Origin of the sequence: Cellulomonas chengniuliangii (assembly GCF_024508335.1) — a bacterium.
Taxonomy (GTDB): domain Bacteria; phylum Actinomycetota; class Actinomycetes; order Actinomycetales; family Cellulomonadaceae; genus Cellulomonas_A; species Cellulomonas_A chengniuliangii.
Map to the genome: position 1 here is coordinate 188145 of NZ_CP101988.1, position 17335 is coordinate 205479.

At 73.9% G+C, this 17335-nt stretch carries 11 protein-coding genes; 2 read left to right on the forward strand and 9 right to left on the reverse strand.

Annotated elements, in window-relative coordinates; all coding sequences use genetic code 11:
- Positions 1 to 37: 37 nt before the first annotated feature.
- The 4 genes from NP064_RS00870 to NP064_RS00885 form a co-directional block, all read right to left on the reverse strand.
- Positions 38 to 5164 (reverse strand): glycoside hydrolase family 3 N-terminal domain-containing protein, encoded by a 5127-nt coding sequence (locus NP064_RS00870; RefSeq protein ID WP_227568394.1) that lies wholly within the window; start codon positions 5162 to 5164, stop codon positions 38 to 40.
- Positions 5165 to 5289: 125 nt separating this feature from the next.
- Positions 5290 to 6876, reverse strand: coding sequence for a Na+/H+ antiporter (locus NP064_RS00875; protein WP_227568393.1), 1587 nt, complete (start codon positions 6874 to 6876; stop codon positions 5290 to 5292).
- A gap of 106 nt (positions 6877 to 6982) precedes the next feature.
- The gene (locus NP064_RS00880) at positions 6983 to 7960 is read right to left on the reverse strand and encodes a ribokinase (protein ID WP_227568392.1); all 978 of its coding nucleotides are present in this window, start codon (positions 7958 to 7960) and stop codon (positions 6983 to 6985) included.
- Entirely contained in the window at positions 7957 to 8853 is an 897-nt protein-coding gene (locus NP064_RS00885; protein WP_227568391.1) for a LysR family substrate-binding domain-containing protein, read from the reverse strand. The genes NP064_RS00880 and NP064_RS00885 overlap by 4 nt, the downstream gene beginning before the upstream one ends.
- Before the next feature lie 133 nt (positions 8854 to 8986).
- On the opposite strand from NP064_RS00885, the gene NP064_RS00890 reads away from it, so the two are divergent.
- Complete coding sequence (locus NP064_RS00890) at positions 8987 to 9397, forward strand: DUF5997 family protein (RefSeq protein ID WP_227568390.1); 411 nt, start codon at positions 8987 to 8989, stop codon at positions 9395 to 9397.
- A 16-nt stretch (positions 9398 to 9413) separates the two neighbouring features.
- On the opposite strand, the gene trmB is transcribed toward NP064_RS00890, so the two are convergent.
- The 5 genes from trmB to NP064_RS00915 form a co-directional block, all read right to left on the reverse strand.
- A complete protein-coding gene (trmB, locus tag NP064_RS00895; protein ID WP_227568389.1) occupies positions 9414 to 10157 on the reverse strand; it encodes a tRNA (guanosine(46)-N7)-methyltransferase TrmB in 744 nt (247 codons plus the stop codon).
- Between the two features lie 44 nt (positions 10158 to 10201).
- Positions 10202 to 11002, reverse strand: coding sequence for a VOC family protein (locus tag NP064_RS00900; RefSeq protein ID WP_227568388.1), 801 nt, complete (start codon positions 11000 to 11002; stop codon positions 10202 to 10204).
- A 195-nt stretch (positions 11003 to 11197) separates the two neighbouring features.
- Positions 11198 to 12124, reverse strand: coding sequence for a glycosyltransferase (locus tag NP064_RS00905; RefSeq protein ID WP_227568387.1), 927 nt, complete (start codon positions 12122 to 12124; stop codon positions 11198 to 11200).
- Positions 12125 to 12557: 433 nt separating this feature from the next.
- Positions 12558 to 13571, reverse strand: coding sequence for an alpha/beta hydrolase (locus tag NP064_RS00910; protein ID WP_227568386.1), 1014 nt, complete (start codon positions 13569 to 13571; stop codon positions 12558 to 12560).
- 188 nt (positions 13572 to 13759) lie between these two features.
- Positions 13760 to 14539 (reverse strand): LppM family (lipo)protein, encoded by a 780-nt coding sequence (locus NP064_RS00915; protein WP_227568385.1) that lies wholly within the window; start codon positions 14537 to 14539, stop codon positions 13760 to 13762.
- Positions 14540 to 14696: 157 nt separating this feature from the next.
- Here NP064_RS00915 and clpB point away from each other — a divergent pair, with 157 nt between their 5' ends.
- A complete protein-coding gene (gene clpB / locus NP064_RS00920) occupies positions 14697 to 17312 on the forward strand; it encodes an ATP-dependent chaperone ClpB (protein ID WP_227568384.1) in 2616 nt (871 codons plus the stop codon).
- The last annotated feature ends 23 nt before the right edge of the window (positions 17313 to 17335 follow it).

The window sequence follows — 17335 nt, forward strand, 5'->3', positions numbered from 1 at the left end:
CGAGGGTGGGACTCCCGCCGCGACCCGCAGCAGGCCGCTACCGCACGAGCAGGATCCGGGGGAGGGCTGCGGTGGCGGTGTAGTTCTGGTCGCCGCTGTAGAGCACGACGACCAGCGAGGTGCGCGTCCGGTCGGGCAGCCGCAGGGTGGCGGCGCCGTCGGGGCCGAGCGTGGCGGTGACGGTGGGGCCACCGACCACCCAGGCGCTCACGGTCCCGGTCGGCGTGACCCCATCGACGCCCTTGACCTGCGCCTGGACGACCTTGGGGTCATCACGTCTGACCGACCAGTCCGTGCCCGCCGTGGAGAGCGACGGGATGCCGCGCGTGACGACGTAGCGGGCCGGGCCGGACGTCGACGGCGCCACGTCGGCCGTGCCGCGGTAGGCGGCGACGACCTCGTGCGTGCCCGCGGGCAGGCTGTCGGGAAGGTCGATGCGGGCCTGCGCGCGGTTCGGCCCGGTGGCCACGAGCTCGCCGCTCGCGACGACCTCGCCGCCGACCAGCAGGTCGACCGTGCCGGTGGGGGCGGCGCCCTCGGCGCGTACCGTGACCGTCGCGGTGGCGCCGTGGCCGAGCGGCGCCCGCTCGCGTGAGAGGCGCAGCGTGGTCGTCGACTCGGCAGGCTCGGGCAGGTCGATGCCCGCCGCGGCGGCCAGCAGCGTGGCGGCCTCACCCGCACGGCCCGACATGAGCGCGTGCTCGGCGTCAGCGGTGAGCCGCACGGCGTCGTCGGCGGCCGTGCCCGCGATGACCGCGGCCTGGGCCACGTCGCGCAGCACCGACACGACGAGGTCGGCCTCGGGAGTCCACTCGCCGTCGAACGTCCCGGCCGCCGTGACGAGCAGGCGGACGGCCTGCGTCGTCGACTGCGGCGCCCCGGCGAGCGTGTCGCCGTCCCACACGTCGGCGTCGAGCACGGCCTGCACCGCGTCCCGCTGGGCGCCGGGCTCGAGCGACTCGACCACGTCGGCCAGGCGGGCGCGCTGCGCGTCGGTGCGCAGGCCCCAGCCGTAGGCGTACGCGGGCGCGTACGTCGCGTCGCCCACGTTCACCGGGACGCCGTCGGCGGTGGCCGGCCACGAGATGGGCAGGCGGCCGGTGAATGGCACGTCGCCGAACAGCACGTCCGCGACCCCCGCGCCCTCCGAGCCGGGCAGCCACGAGGCGACGAGCGCGTCGATCGCGTCGAGCCGGTCCGTGACCAGCTGCGGCCGGCCCGCCACCACGAGCACGACGCATTCCATCGCGTCGCACACCGCGTCGATCGCGGCCCGGTCCGCCGCGGGCAGCTCGAGGCTGCGGCCGTTGTTGCCCACGTCCCCGATGCCCTCGGCGTACGGGGGCTCCCCGACCACGACCACGCCGACGTCCGCGCCGTCCATGGGCGCCGACGCGTCGGCCGAGTAGGTGACCTCGGCGCCCGGGGCAGCGGCGCGGATGCCCTCGAGGATCGACGTCCCGGGAGTGATGTCGCCCGAGCCGCCCTGCCAGGAGATCGTCCAACCGCCCATCTGGTGGCCCAGGTCGTCGGCGTTGGACCCCGCGACGTAGAGGTGCTGGTCACGGCCCAACGGCAGCACGTCGTCGTCCTTGAGGAGCACCTGCGAGGCGGCCGCGGCCTCGCGGGCCACAGCGCGGTGCTCGGCCGAGCCGACGGCGTCCGCGTGGGTGCGATCCGCGAGCGGCTGCTCGAACAGGCCCAGGTGCATCTTGGCGGTGAGGATGCGGCTCACCGCGTCGTCGACCCGCGCCTGGGACACGGCCCCGGACTCGACGTTCTGTGTGAGGGACGTGAGGAACGCGCCGAAGTTGTACGGCGCCATCGCCATGTCGAGGCCCGAGTTGACGCTCCGCGCCACCTTCTCGGTGTACGTGCCGCCCGGCAGCTTGTCGATGCCCTCCCAGTCGCTCACCAGGAACCCATCGAACCCGAGGTCACCCTTGAGCACCTCGGTGTTGAGCTGGGTGTGCTCGTGCATGCGTAACGGCCCGGCCCCGAGGTCCACCGCCGAGTAGGACGGCATGATCGAGCCGACGCCCGCCTCGATCGCGGGGACGTACGGGTCGCCGTGCACCCGCATCAGCTCGGCGAGCGAGCCCGCGTAGGTGATGCCCTGGTCGATCGGGTAGCCGGAGCCCGCGAGCGACGGCTCGTAGCGCGTGCCACCGTCACCGAGCCAGTGCTTGGCCGTCGCCAGCACCCGCCCGGGCCCGGACACGTCCGTTGGGTCGGGGCCCTGCAGCCCGATCACGGCGTCGTCGGCGAGCACCGACACGAGCGCCGGGTCCTCGCTGAACGCCTCGTAGCTGCGGCCCCACCGCTCGTCGCGCGTGACGCACAGGCACGGCGCGAACGTCCACGGCACGCCCGTCGCGCGGGTCTCGACAGCCGTCGCCTCGCCCACCCGCCGCACCAGGTCGGGGTCGCGCGCGGCGCCCAGGCCGCTGTTGTGCGGGAAGATCGTCGCCCCCACCACGTTGTTGTGGCCGTGCACGGCGTCGACGCCGTAGATGAGCGGGACCTGCAGACGCGTCGAGAGGGCCTGGCGCTGGAACCCGTCGACCATGTCGGCCCAGCCGGTCGCGGTGTTGTCCTGCGGCACGGAGCCCCCGCCGGAGAGCACCGACCCGAGCCCGAGCTCGGCGATCTGCGCGGGGGACTGCAGCCCCAGGCGCTCGGCCTGCGCCATCTGGCCGACCTTCTCCGCGAGCGTCATCCGCCCCAGCAGGTCCGCGACGCGCTCGTCCACGGGCGCCGTGCTGTCGAGGTACAGCGCCCCGACGGCGTTGAGCACCACCCGCGCCGACGTGGCGGCGAGGCCGTCCGCCGTGAGGGCCAGCGTGAACGACCGGGCGTCGTCCTCATCGGCCGTCGCGGCGGTGGCCACCTCGATGGTCTGCTCGGCGCCCGAGGCCGTGCCCGCGTCGAAGGTCAGCGTTCCGCTCGCGGCGGTGTAGTGGGTCCCGGCCGCGGCCGTGCCCGGCTGGTCGGTGAACGCGACCGTCACGGGCTCGGTCAGCGGCTCGCCGTCGGTCGTGGTCACGCGGACCCTGACCTGGGCGGTCTCGCCCGGGTCCACCAGGACGACGTCGTCCACGGGGGCGACCGTCACCGTCGGGGCCGGCGTCGCGGAGCCGAACAGCTCGACGTCGTCGACGGCGAAGCGCACCGGCTGCGCGGTGCCGGGCACCATCGTCAGGGCGTACCCCCACGCGGAGGTGAGGTCGAGGGTCCCGTTGCGGGTGGCGGCGTCGCCGGGCTGGTACCCGCCGAGCCGGAAGTCCGCGAACGGGATCTCGACCACGCGCCACCGGCTGCCCTCGGGCGACCAGGTGTCCTTGAACGTCGCGGCCCACAGCTCGGAGTGCTCGCCGTCAGGGCCGCCGTCCTTGAGCTCGACCTTGATGTCCGCGCCCGCCGTCGGGGAGGCGGGACGGGTGTCCTGCGAGGCGTACCAGAGCAGGCGGATGCCGTGGTACGAGCTCCAGTCCTGCGGGGCCGCGAGGTTGTGGCTGTAGCCGCCCCAGCCGCCGCCCGCGATGAGGTACTCGCCCGCGAGCACGTGGTTGCCCGCGGGCGCCCCGTCGCGGTCCTGCTGCTCGACGCCGAGCGACACCTGCGCGCCGTCCGAGCCCCAGGTGAAGTGCCCGACGGTGCCGCCCGGCTCGGCGAACGGCACGTCGCCCTCGAAGTCCTGGATGGTCGTGGCCCGCTCGTACAGGGCGATGTCGTCGAACTGCCAGGCCCCGGGGCCCAGGTCGGTCAGCGTGACCGCGAACCCGGTGGCCGCGGCGGGGTCGAACCGCGCGTCGGAGGCCGGGTCGCCCTTGAGGCGCAGCTGCGCGAACGCGACGCTCACCTGGCGCCATCCGGCGGTGTCGTCGACGACCGAGCGCTCGAACAGCTGGCCGCCGCTCTTGAGCTCGAACCGCAGCTGGCCGCCGGCGCCCGTCCCGTGGAACCAGAACGCGAACCCGTCGTGCGCCGACCAGTCGGCGGACGCCGCGAGGTCATGGGTGAATCCGAACCAGTCGCCGGCGGCGGGGGCGCCTCCGACCAGCGCCTGGAGCGCCTGGTTGCCCGCGGGGGCGCCCGCCCTGTCCGCCGCGACGGTTGAGAGCGCCGGGGTCACGGACGCGGCGCTGCCCCATGTGGTGTACCCGGCGGGCACGCCCGACTCGAAGTCGTCGAGCACGTGCGCCGAGCCCACGTCGGGCAGGTCGCCGTGCGGGGTGATGGTGACGGTCGACGTGGTGCGGCCGCCCAGCAGCACGCCCGTCGGGTCGGTGAGGGTCAGCTCCACGGTCGTCACCGGGGCCAGCGGCCCGTGGTCGACCGTCTCGACGGCGACCTGCTGGGTCGTGGCGCCTGCGGGGATGGTCACGACCTGGTCGAGTGCCGTGTAGTCCGTGCCCGGGGCCGCGGTCCCGCCGGTCGAGGCCACCCGCACGGTGACGTCGCCCTCGGCGGGCGCGTTGAGCAGCAGCGGCACGGTGGCAGTCCCGCCGGCGGGCACCGACGTGGCGCCGCGCGCGAAGGACACCACGACGTCATCGGGCACGCCCAGGACCTCGAGGGAGTACAGCGAGTACCCGTACCAGTGCGGGCGGGCCGGGTCCCAGTCGAACGCGACCCGCTCCAGCATGACGACGCGCACGTACCGGGCGTCGGCGGGGGCGTCGAACGTCACGGTGTCGGACCCGCCGTCGCTCGCCTCGGACGCGACGGTGGTCCAGCTCGCGTCGTCCTCGGGGGCGGCAGTGGCCACCTGCACCTCGTAGGACGCCGCGTACGCGTCCTCCCACGCCAGCGTGACGCCGTCGACAGCGGCCGAGGCGCCCAGGTCGACCTGGAGCCACGCGGTGAACTCGACGTCCTCGTCGGGCCCGTTGCCGCTGGCCCACCGCGTGCCGGGGTCGCCATCGATCGCGTGGGACGCCGGGAACGAGCCGTCGACGTCGTCCTGCGAGGCGGAGGCCGTCGCGACGCCCGTGCGGGCGAGGTCTGTCGCTGCGAGCGCCGGCGTCGCGGTGGTGACGAGGGCCCCGGGGACCAGCATCGCGAGGAGTCCGACCATGGCGGCGCGTCGCCGTCGTCGTGGTGGGGGCGCGCTCGGCGCCGTGCGGTGGGTCGACCAGGACGTGCGCAGGGCTCCGGACACCGTTCACTCCTTTGTGAGACGACGACACCCCACGTAAGCACGAGACCGGTCTAGGCCACTAGGCCGAAAGGGTTACGGAAGCGTAACGGCGGCTGAGGCTTCGACGTCCTCGACTTCACGCTCGGCTAGTCCGCGATGGGCCCGTCGGTGCTCAGCCGCAGCTCCTCGACGTCGAGCTGGGCCTGGATGGCGCGCAGCACGCCGTCGTCGATCGTGCGCTCGTCGCGGAGCCTCACCACGGTCGCCCGCTTGTGCGCGATGAGCGCGAGCCGCAGCTCGGCGTACTGCCGGTCGGCGCGGACCACAGGGGAGTCGTCCGGGGCGTTCTCCGCGTCGATGACCTGCAGGCGCTCCTCGAACTCGGCGCGGGCCCGGGCGACGATCGCCGGGTCGGTGCCGAGTCGCGAGGCGAGGCCGTCGAGGGCGTCGAGCGCCTCCTGGGTGGCCAACCGGTTCGCGAGCGTCCGCTCCTCCGCGGGGGAGTCGTCCGGCGGGAACGCCGCCCAGCGCACCACCCGGGGGAGCAGGAGGCCCTGCACCACGAGCGAGAGGGTCACGACGCCCGCGGTCACGAACACCAGCAGGTCCCGTGACGGGAACGCCCCGCCCGACTCGACGGTGGTCGGGATGGCGAGGGCCGCGGCCAGCGAGACGGCGCCGCGGAAACCGGCCACGCTGCTGACCACCCGTGCGCGGTCGCTCATCCGGCGCAGCCGCTGGGAGGGTCGGCGGTCGATCAGCCGGATCAGGTACGTCGAGGCGAAGATGAAGGCCAGCCGCACCACGACGACGACGGCCCAGACGGTGACGGTGACGAGCAGGGCGGAGCCGAGGTCCCGGCTGGACAGCCCGCGCTCCGCCGACTGCACCTCGAGCCCGACGAGCACGAACAGCGCCGCGTTGAGCAGGTAGGCGCCGAACGACCAGAACACCACCGCGATCCGCCGGGTGGCGGCGGTGACCGTGCGCGGCCCGAACTGGCGCAGCATCAGGCCGCTGACCACCACCGCGAGGACGCCGGACGCCTCGACGGACTCGGCCAGCAGGAACGCGGTGAACGGCGCGAGCAGCCCCACCACGTTCTCCAGCACGGGATCGACCATGCGCGCGCGCACCACGTTGCCCAGCCATGCGGCGAGCGCGCCGGCCAGCACGCCCCCCACGTACGACAGGACCAGCAGCCACGTCAGCCGGCCGGCGGTGAGCGTCTCCTCGCCAGCAGTCACCCCCACTGCCACCCCGTACAGGACGAGCGCGGTCCCGTCGTTGATCAGGCTCTCGGCCCGGATGACGGCCACGTTCCGGCGCGGCAGCAGCCGGGACAGGGCGCCCACGGCGGTGGCGTCCGTTGGGGCGAGCGCGGCGCCGAGCACCCACGCGGGCCCCCACGGCACGCCGAACGCGTGGGCGACGGCGGCGACGGCGGCCGCGGTCACCACCACGAGGACCGTGCTGGTGAGCAGCACCGCGCGCAGGTTGCGGCGGATCTCCCGCAGCGAGCTGGTGATCGCCTCCCAGTAGAGCAGGGCGGGGAGGAAGACCAGCAGCATCAGCTCCGGCGGCAGGCGCACGAAGCGCAAGGCCGGCACGAGCCCCAGGAGCGCGCCGAGCAGGAGCAGGATCACCGGAGGCGCGATCCGCAGGCGGTTCCCCAGCGCTCCGCCGATCACGATGGCGGCGCCAAGGATCACCACGAGCTCCAAGGCCTGCACGGCTCCACCTCCGTCGGCCGTCGCGCGCCGCCAGGCCCTGGAGGGCCGGGAGGCGTCGCTCGATCGTCCTGCGCCGCCGCGCCCGCGGCCACCGCTGGGCCCCGGGTCAGCGCTCTGAGGGTTCCGAGGTGTCTCGCAGCACCGCGAGGATCGCCTCGGGGGTCGCGCGACCGCCCTGGGCTCCGGAGGCCCGGACCGCGAGCGAGCCCGCTGCCGCGCCCCAGCGGGCGGCGTCGGGCAGGTCGTGGCCCGTGCACCAGGCGGCAGCCAAGGCGCCGACGAAGGCGTCACCGGCGCCGGTGGTGTCGACGACCTGCGGTGCGGCGAACGCGGGGAGCGCCTCGTCGAGCGGTGTTCCGGGGGACCGGTCCACGAGGTGCGAGCCGTCGGTGCCGAGGGTCACGAGGACCGCGACGCCGAGGGCGCCGGCGAGCCGGGCGGCGGGGGAGCCCGAGGGCTCGTGGTCGAGGCCCTCGAGCAGCCATGCGCACTCGTGCTCGTTGACCACCAGGAGGCTCACGTGCCGCCACAGGCCCGGGCTGACGGCGATCGCCGGCGCCAGGTTCAGCAGGAACCGTGCGCCCGCCGCGGAGGCCGCCCGGGCTGCCGCCTCGATGGACTCGGCGGGGATCTCGCCCTGCGCGACGAGCACGTCGGCCGCCGTCAGGGAGCGCAGCGTGGCGGTGACGTGCGCCGGGGGGCACGCGTGGTTCGCGCCCGGGGCGACCGTGATGGCGTTCTCCCCGGCGGCGTCCACGGTGACGAGGGCCAGGCCGGTGGGCTCGGGCGAGCGCAGCACGTCGTCGACGTCGATGCCCTCGGCGGCGAGCGCGTCCAGCAGCGCCGCGCCGTCCGCGTCGTCGCCCACGGCGCCCACCATCGTGACCTGCGCACCCGCGCGAGCGGCGGCCACGGCCTGGTTGGCGCCCTTCCCGCCGCAGGCACGCCGGGTCTGCGAGGCCAGGACCGTCTGCCCGGGAGCGGGAATGGCCTCGACGGTGACGATCAGGTCCATGTTGAGGGAGCCGACGACGACGACCCGCCCGCTGGCGGGCTGCGACGCGCGGTCGGCGCGGGTGCTCATCGGCCCCCGCGGCGGCCCTGCTGGCCGGAGCCCTTGCCCCCGGGCTTCCCCCCGGACTTGCCCGCGGGCCTGCCCCCCGGCTTGCCCCCGGACCTGGCGCCGGGCTTGAGACCGGCCTTGCCGCCCGACGTGCCCGACCGCGCGCCGCCCTTCGAGGCCGCGCCCTTGGCCCCCGCGCCCTTCGAGGCCGCGCCCTTCGACGGAGCGCTCTTCGACGCCGACCGGTCGCGCGGCGGGTCAGCCGCCGCGGTCCGTCCCGCGATGCCCCGCGAGCTGTTCACCGTGCGGCCGCGGACGATGCCGACAAGCTCCTCGACGAGGTCCGTCGAGCGGTCCTCGACCCAGGCGAGCGCCACCGGCGACAGCGGGGCGTCGGGCACGGGCCGGTAGGTGACGTCGCGGCGGTGGTGCAGGCGCGCGAGGGACTGGGGCACCACCAGCACGCCCACGCCCGCGGCGACCAGGGCCACGGCGTCCGCGGTCGTGGCGGGCGGCTCCACGGACAGGCGGGCGCCGGGCGCGTCGTCCCACCCCAGCACGTCGTCGAGCGGCACCACGAGCGTCTCGTCGGCCAGGTCCTCCAGGCCGACCTCGTCGGCGGCGGTCAGCACGTGCTCGCGCGGGACCACGACCACGGACGTCTCGGCGTACAACGGGATGACGCTCAGGCCCTCGCGGTCGAGCGGCGTGCGGACCAGGGCGGCGTCGGCGCGGCCCTCGCGCAGGGCGGCGACCTGGTCGTCCGTGCTGGCGTGCACCAGCTCGAGGCGCACGTCGGGCAGGCGCTCGTTCCACACCCGCACCCACTTGGCGGGGGTGACCCCCGGCACCACGAGCAGCCGGAACGGCGTTGTGTCGTCCCCGGCGCCGTCGCGCTCGATGTGCTCGTCCATCAGCAGCCCCCGGTTCCGCGACCGGCTGCCGGTCGGCGTCGTTCCCTCGACGTCGTGCCGACGCGCTCGGCCCAGGTTACCGGCGACAGGCGCCGATGACGGCCTTGAGCCGGGCGCTCGTTACGCTGGGGGTGTGAGCGCGCCCCGGAAGACCCAGACCATGAAGCCCTCGACTGCGGCGCAGAAGCTCGAGGTGTACCTGCCCGCGACCCCCGCCGAGTTCCAGGAGCGGGACATCTCGCGTGAGGAGCTGCAGGAGCTGCAGCGCACACCCCCGCAGTGGCTGGTCGACCTCCGTAAGAACGGCCCGCACCCGCGCGGGGTCGTCGCGGCCCGCCTGCGCGTGTCGATCAGCGCGCTCGGCCGGCACGGGCTGACCGACCCCCTCACCACCGCGGAGATCGACGAGATCATCCAGAACCCGCCGGAGTGGCTGTCGCGCGAGCGGGCGACGCAGGCCGAGGTGAAGCGTGAGGAGCGCCGGCTCAAGGAGCGCGACGCCCAGCGGCGCGCGAGCGGCGAGAGCACGGACGCGCAGGCCTGACCTGACGCGACGCCGCTCACTGGCAGCGGCGGACCACCAGGTCCCGCACCTCGTGGCCGAGGTCGAGCCCGCGGCGCTCGAACTTCGTCACCGGGCGGTGCGCGGGCCGTGGCGCGAACCCGCCTGACGGGTTCTCCAGCCCGGGGTCGGCGTCGAGGACCTCGAGCATCGCGTCGGCGTACTCGACCCAGTCGGTGGCGCAGTGCAGTGTGCCGCCCACCACGAGCCGGGAGCGCAGCAGCGCGACGTGCGCTGGCTGGATGATGCGGCGCTTGTGGTGCCGCGCCTTGGGCCAGGGGTCGGGGAAGAACACGTGCACCGCGTCGAGGCTGCTCTCGGGAAGCCGGTGGCGCACCAGGTCGAGGGCGTCGCCGTGCGCCACCCGCACGTTCTCGAGCCCTTGCGCCTCCACGAGTCCGAGCAGGTGGGCGATCCCGGGCAGGTGGGCCTCGACGGCGAGGTAGTCCCGAGCGGGGTCGGCCGCGGCCATCGCGGCGGTCGTCTCGCCCATCCCGGACCCGATCTCCAGGACAAGGGGGGCCTCGCGGCCGAACAGCCGCGGCACGTCCAGCAAGCCGTCGGCGGTCTGCGGCATGGGGCCCTGCTCGGCGTCGTGCACGGAGAAGCCCCACCGCGGCCACAGCCGGGCCAGCGCGTCCTCACGCCCGGGGCCCAGCTGGCTGCGGCGCGGGTGGAAGGTGCGCAGCGGCTCGTACGGGGCGGCGTTGGTGTGCCGGAACGCGGCGGACGGGAGGGTCACGAGGGCTCAGCCTACGGACCTGGCCTGGGCCTCCGGCCGCGGCGTCAGGAGGTGAGCGGGGGAGTGGGCTCCTCCTCGGTGGACATCACCGCGAACGACTCCCCGAACGGCCCGCGGATGACCGCCATCCGCCCGTACGCGCTGTCCGCCGCAGGGCTCGTCACGACGCCGCCGAGCGTCGTCGCCAGCTCGACCGCCGCGTCGGTGTCGGCGACGGCGAAGTACGTGGTCCAGGCGGTCGGCACGTCGTCCACGACGTCGGCGGGGATCGCGCCCAGGCCGCCGGCGATATGACCGCCGATCTCCATGGTGTGGTAGATGAAGTCCGGTCCGCTCATGTCCCCGAACGCGTACTCGAAGAGCCGCGAGTAGAACTCGCGGGCTGTCGCCACGTCATGCGTCATGAGCTCGTTCCACACGACCGCTCCGGGCTCGTTGACCACGTGCGCGCCGGTGTGGAGGCCGGCCTCCCACAGCCCGAACACCGCGCCCGTCGGATCCGCCAGCACGGCAACCGTGGCCTGGTCGCCCTCATCGTCGAACGCCGCGATCTCCTCGATGACCTGGCCGCCATGGGCCACGCACCGCTCGACGGCGCCCTCGATGTCGTCGGTCGCCAGGAACGTCATCCACTGCGGCGGCTCCGAGGCGCCCTCGGGGTGGACCCAGAACGCGGCCGCCCGTCGGCCTCCGCGCAGGGCCGTCGTGCGGGATCCCGGACCCGCCTCCTCGAAGTCCCAGTCGAAGAGCCGGCCGTAGAACCTGCGGGCGACCTGCCTGTCCGGAACGCGCAGCTCCACCCACGCCGGGACCCCCTCCGGCCAGCGCTCCTCCCTGGTGCTCATCCCAGACCCCCCTGGTGAGACAGTCCCGGCGGCCCGGGCCTCTGTGCCATCACACCACCGGGGCCCGGCATCTCACCACCGCTCGGGTCCGGGCGCCGCGCCACCCGTGTGCGGGCATGAGCAGACCCCGGGAGTCAGGGTTCCCGGGGTCTGCTCCGCGGGGCGCCAGGGGATGCGTCCCGCCCGCACGAGGCCTCAGGCGGCAGCGCGCCCCAGCCCTCGGAAGTCCCAGCCGGCCTCGCGCCAGTCGTCGGCGTCGAGCGTGGTCGAGGCGGATCGCGAGCGGCAGGCCCAACGCCGCGACATCGCTGTCCTGCTCGCCTTCAGCCGGGCGGCCTGCTCCTTGTCGAGCGCCTCGCGCAAGGAGCCAGCCTGCGCCCGGCTGCTGCGGAGCTGGCCGAGCTCGGCGAGCTCGGCCATGAGGTCGTCGTCCAACGCGGGCCGCGGCTCCGGGAGCCGGGGGGATGGCGCCGCGCCGGGGAGCGGGGCGGGATCGGGGGCCGGAGCCGGGTCGCCACCGGCGTAAGCGCCGGCCCGGGCCGACTGCGCGGGCATCGAGTACAGCGACCGCGAGTTCTCCAGCCAGCCCGCCCAGCGGGTGATCCAGGACCGGGTCGGCTCGAGGATCCGCTGCGGCGTTGTGACGCCGCCGATGGTGGCGTCGGCGAACGGCTTGATGATCTCGGGCAGCGTGCCCTCGGTCCAGATCGTGTCGGAGTCGAGCAGCACGGTGATCTCGTGCCGCGACATCTCGGTGCCGATCTTCACCGCGTTCCGCTTTCCCTGAATGGGGGTGTGCACCCATTGCACGAGTGGCGCGAACTCCTCGCAGACTCCGACTAGGCCGGGGTTTGGCGCGCCATTGATGACCACGATCACCTCGTCGGGCGACTGCTCGGTGACGCGCACCAGGACTTCCCGGAAGAGGTCGAGCGGCTCGTCGACGACGGGGACGATCACGCTGGTTCCCGCATGATGCTCGGCGGTGAAGGGGCGGTAGCGGCGCGAGAGCACGACCTTCAGGAGCCAGAGCGCCCACACCAGGCCGGAGACCACGGCGCAGAGGTAGACCTCGTTGTTGTCGTCGAGCATGTGACGGATCTGGAGCAGGAAGATGAACATCGCGCTGACCTTGGGTGACGTCGTTGTTCGGGCTGGAGGTGCGCTCGGCGTCATCGACGAGGCGGGTGGACGGGGACCGTCGGACGAGGCGCGCCGACGCCTTCGCCGAGCATGCTCGGCGACCGCTCCGGGGTGGTCTCCGAAGCGGTGCGGTGGGTCGGGGCGGCTGGGGCGATGCCTACCGGTTGGTCTGGTTAGGCGTGTTCCACACCTTGGCGGCTCACGGCCGAAGAATGCAACCTCCGATGTGAGGGCAGGTCGCTTTCGGGGTCATTTCAGGGGGCCCGTCTGAACCGAATGTCCGAAATTGCAATACCTTGGCGCGGCGCCTGGACAAGTCAACATGAGAGAACTCTCATTGACGGACGCACGTCCAGGACGGACGTCTTGAACAAGCGTCCATGAATTCATGGCGACAATTTGCGGACGGGTATTACTTGTGCTTGAGGGGATCCCCGAGGCGGTCAGCGGGTAGTGCGTCGAGCCAGTCCAGCACCTCGCGGAGGTATCGGCCCCGCGCCTGCTCGGCGGAGAGCGCGAGGTCGTGGGCGCCGCCGGGGACCTCGACGAAAGTGGTGTCCGGCCCCAGTCGCGCAGAGCGCGCCGCGATCTGCGCGACGTCCAGCACCGAGTCCGTCGACAGCAGCGCATCGTGCCACCGGTCGTCCGGGCCGGTGGCGTCGGAGGCCAGCACCAGCACCGGGCAGGAGATCGCCAGGCCGCGCGCCACCCGCGCATGGCCCCGGCGCACCGTCCGCAGCCACCCGGCGCGCACCGGGAACCCGCCATGCGGCTTCCAGGCCAGGTCGTAGTCCCACTCGCCGCCCGAGGCCGCGTGCAACGCCTGCCCGTAGTGGGGGCTGAGCTTGCCGACCACCAGGCGGGGCGCGAGCGGCCCCGCCACGTCGATCAGGCGCGTGGCGACCACCCGCTCGAACCACGAGCCGCGCAGGTCCAGCCACGGGCTGTTCAGCACCAGGGCGCCCACGACTCCGTCGTCACGCCGGGCGTCTGCCCACAGCGCGGCGATCAGCCCGCCGGTCGAGTGGCCCATGAGGACGAGCTCGTCGTGGTCGACGAGCAGCAGCCGCGCCGCGGCGTCGAGCTCCTCGCTGTGCACGGACAGGTCTGTCACGTAGTTGGGCTCCTGCCAGGGGAGCAGCGACCGTCCGTAGCCGCGCAGGTCGAGCGCGTAGAAGTCGTCGCCGTGCGCCGCGAAGGCGTCGCCGACGTGGCGCTGGAAGAAGTAGTCGACGAACCCGTGGACGTAGAGCACCGCTCGGCGCGCCGCCGGTGCGCCCGGGTCCGGGGTCCGGCGCACCAGTGTGGCCACCGGCGACCTGCCGCTCCGGTCGGGGCGCAGCGGCAGCGTCTGCGCCGTCCACCCCTCGCCCAGGACGTCAGGCGCGGGGGAGGCGGGCCTGGTCGCGAGCGCGTCGTCGGGCATGTCGTGATCGTGCCATGAGGGCGTCCCGGCTGTTGTGGTTCGGGGGTTCCCGGCCCGATCCGCGGTGGCCTGCATTGCGGTCCGCGCGGGGCGGGCTGAGGCTGGACCGTGAGTGCTGGACTCGGGGGGTGGCGTCAGGTGGCGGCAGGGCGGCCGGAGGGTGGAACGCTGCGGGGATCGGCTGGGCGTCAGTCCTGGGCCGTGGCGCCCTGTGGCGCGGGCGAGGCGTCGGTGGCCCCGTCTACCGCGCCGCGCCCGGCCGTGGGCGGCCCGGCGTCCGCGTCCGGCGCGTGGCCGGTGTGTCGCGCGCGAGCGAAGGCCGCGCCCGCGAGGGCAAGGGCGAGGGCGACGACGCCGCCAGCGAGCCACATCCACTGCCGGTCGGGCGGCGGGGCCACGGCGCCCTCGATGGCGTACCCCTGCGCGGACAGCGTCAACCTGTCTCCGCGCACCGCGTGCCAGGTGACGGTGCGCCCGTCGAGCTCACCGTTGTGGTCCACGACCACCCCGGGGAACGTGATGCGGACCCGCACGTCGAGCTCGTCCAGGTCCGCGCCCTCGGCGCCGCCCGCTGGCCCTCCCAGCATCGCGTCCGAGACGTCGATCGCGCCCGAGACGACGAACTGGTCGCCGTCGCGCGTGATCTCCACCGACGAGCCGTCGTTGCCGAAGGTGTCCAGTGGCGCGTTCTCGACCGTGACCCGCTTGCCCGCGAAACCGGCCTCGGTGAACGACTCCACGGTGGCGCCGGGCACGTCGCCGGCCAGCGCGGGCAGCTGCAGCGACTCCACCAGGGCCTCCGCGGTGACGCCCGAGCGCTCGGCGAACTCCTCCGACACGGCGAAGGTCAGCGACCCGCTCTGCGTGTCGTCGGGGTGCAGGGTGGTCGCGAGGTCGACCCGCACGCACCCGGCCAGGCCGAGTGTCACGAGGGCCACGAGCGCGACGGCAGCGGTGCGTCGAGGCATGGGGCACACCCTGGCGCCCGGACGACTCGTGCGGAAGGGGTAAACCGGACAGTGCCCGACCATGCAGCCTTGAGCCGAGTAGACTCAACTTCAGATCCTGGCCCGTGCGGGTAGCCGCCGGGCCCACCGCACCCGCTCTTGTGGCACCGGAGGAACGATGGACGCGAAGTTCACCACCAAGGCGCAGGAAGCGCTGGGCGACGCCATCCAGCAGGCGTCCGCCGCGGGCAACCCCCAGCTCGAGCCCGCCCACCTGCTCAACGCGCTGCTCACCCAGGACGGCGGCGTCGCCAACGCGCTGCTCGACGCCGTGGGCGCGGACCGCACCGCCCTCGGCCGCTCCGTCCGGGCCGCGCTCGTGGGGCTGCCCGCCGCGACCGGCTCAGCCGTGGCACAGCCGACGGCATCGCGCGCCACCGCCGCCGCGCTCGAGGCGGCACAGGGCGAGGCGCGAGCGCTGGGCGACGAGTACGTCTCCACCGAGCACCTGCTGATCGGCGTCGCCGCAGGCCAGAGCGGCATGGCGGACGCGCTGCGGGCCCAGGGGGCCTCGCGGGAGGCGCTCGTCGCCGCCCTGCCCACGGTCCGGGGCAGCGGGCGTGTCACGAGCCCCAACCCCGAGGGCACGTTCAAGGCCCTCGAGCAGTACGGCAACGACCTGACCGCCGCCGCGCGCGACGGCAAGCTCGACCCGGTGATCGGCCGTGACTCCGAGATCCGCCGCGTCGTGCAGGTGCTGTCCCGCCGCACCAAGAACAATCCCGTCCTGATCGGGGAGCCCGGAGTCGGCAAGACCGCCGTGGTCGAGGGCCTCGCCCAGCGCATCGTCGCCGGCGACGTGCCCGTCTCGCTGCGCGACAAGCGGCTGGTGGCGCTCGACCTGGGCGCCATGGTGGCCGGCGCCAAGTACCGCGGCGAGTTCGAGGAGCGGCTCAAGGCCGTGCTCGAGGAGATCAAGAACTCCGACGGCGAGGTCGTCACCTTCATCGACGAGCTGCACACCGTGGTCGGCGCCGGCGCCGCCGAGGGCTCGATGGACGCCGGCAACATGCTCAAGCCCATGCTCGCCCGCGGCGAGCTGCGGATGGTCGGCGCCACCACGCTCGACGAGTACCGCGAGCACATCGAGAAGGACCCCGCGCTCGAGCGCCGATTCCAGCAGGTCTTCGTGGGCGAGCCCAGCGTCGAGGACACCATCGCGATCCTGCGCGGGCTCAAGGAGCGGTACGAGGCCCACCACAAGGTCACGATCTCCGACGCCGCGCTGGTCGCCGCCGCCGCGCTCTCCGACCGGTACATCCCCGGCCGCCAGCTCCCCGACAAGGCCATCGACCTGATCGACGAGGCCGCGAGCCGACTGCGGATGGAGCTCGACTCCTCACCGGTGGAGATCGACGTGCTCCAGCGGGCGGTGGACCGGCTCACCATGGAGGAGCTCACCCTCGAGAACGCGGACGACGACGCGTCGCGCGAGCGACTGGAGAAGATCCGCGCGGACCTCGCCGACCGCCGTGAGGAGCTCGCCGCCCTGACCGCCCGATGGGAGAAGGAGAAGGCCGGCCACAACATGGTGGGCGACCTCAAGGCGCGCCTCGACGAGTTGCGCGGCGCCGCCGAGCGGGCCGAGCGCGAGGGCGACCTGGCCGCCGCGGGACGCATCCTCTACGGCGAGATCCCCGCCGTGCAGAAGGAGATCGACGAGGCCGAGCGCCACGAGCAGGAGGTCGGCGAGGAGGACGCCGCGGGACCGGCGCCCGCGCCGATGATCGCCGAGAAGGTGGGCCCCGACGAGGTCGCGGAGGTGGTCTCCGCCTGGACCGGCATCCCCGCCGGGCGGCTGCTCGAGGGCGAGAGCGCCAAGCTCATGCGGATGGAGGACGTGCTGGGTGGCCGGATCATCGGGCAGAAGCAGGCCGTCGCCGCGGTCTCTGACGCGGTGCGCCGCGCTCGGGCGGGCGTGTCCGACCCGGACCGCCCCACCGGCTCGTTCCTGTTCCTAGGCCCCACCGGCGTCGGCAAGACCGAGCTCGCCAAGGCGCTCGCCGACTTCCTGTTCGACGACGAGCGCGCGATGGTCCGCATCGACATGTCGGAGTACTCCGAGAAGCACTCGGTGGCTCGGCTCGTCGGGGCGCCCCCCGGGTACGTCGGGTACGAGGAGGGCGGACAGCTCACCGAGGCGATCCGCCGGCGCCCGTACTCGGTGGTGCTGCTCGACGAGGTGGAGAAGGCCCACCCGGAGATCTTCGACATCCTGCTGCAGGTGCTCGACGACGGGCGCCTCACCGACGGCCAGGGCCGCACGGTCGACTTCCGCAACGTCATCCTGATCCTCACGTCCAACCTGGGCTCCCAGTTCCTGGCCGACCAGACGCTCGACCCGCAGGCCAAGGAGGATGCCGTGATGGCCGCGGTCCGCACCGCGTTCAAGCCCGAGTTCCTCAACCGCCTCGACGACGTGGTGCTGTTCCACGCGCTGAGCCTGGAGGACATCGGGCAGATCGTGGACCTGCAGGTCGCGAACCTGGCGAAGCGCCTGACCGACCGGCGGCTGGTGCTGGACGTGACCCCCGCGGCGAAGGAGTGGCTTGCGATCGAGGGCTACGACCCGGCTTACGGCGCGCGGCCGCTGCGTCGGCTCGTGCAGAAGGAGATCGGCGACCAGCTCGCCCGGCTGCTGCTGTCCGGGCAGGCGCACGACGGCGACACCATCGTCGTGGACCACCCCTCGCCCGAGGACCGCGGCCTGACCCTGACTGCCACAACCGCCTGACCTGCGGGTAGGCCCGCCGCCGG

Bases quoted from the DNA above. Each gene is read 5' to 3' on its own strand.
- NP064_RS00915 (WP_227568385.1), bottom strand. From the start codon at position 14,539: ATGCCTCGACGCACCGCTGCCGTCGCGCTCGTGGCCCTCGTGACACTC.
- NP064_RS00900 (WP_227568388.1), bottom strand. From the start codon at position 11,002: ATGAGCACCAGGGAGGAGCGCTGGCCGGAGGGGGTCCCGGCGTGGGTG.
- NP064_RS00905 (WP_227568387.1), bottom strand. From the start codon at position 12,124: ATGTTCATCTTCCTGCTCCAGATCCGTCACATGCTCGACGACAACAAC.
- clpB (WP_227568384.1), top strand. From the start codon at position 14,697: ATGGACGCGAAGTTCACCACCAAGGCGCAGGAAGCGCTGGGCGACGCC.
- NP064_RS00885 (WP_227568391.1), bottom strand. From the start codon at position 8,853: ATGGACGAGCACATCGAGCGCGACGGCGCCGGGGACGACACAACGCCG.
- NP064_RS00880 (WP_227568392.1), bottom strand. From the start codon at position 7,960: ATGAGCACCCGCGCCGACCGCGCGTCGCAGCCCGCCAGCGGGCGGGTC.
- NP064_RS00910 (WP_227568386.1), bottom strand. From the start codon at position 13,571: ATGCCCGACGACGCGCTCGCGACCAGGCCCGCCTCCCCCGCGCCTGAC.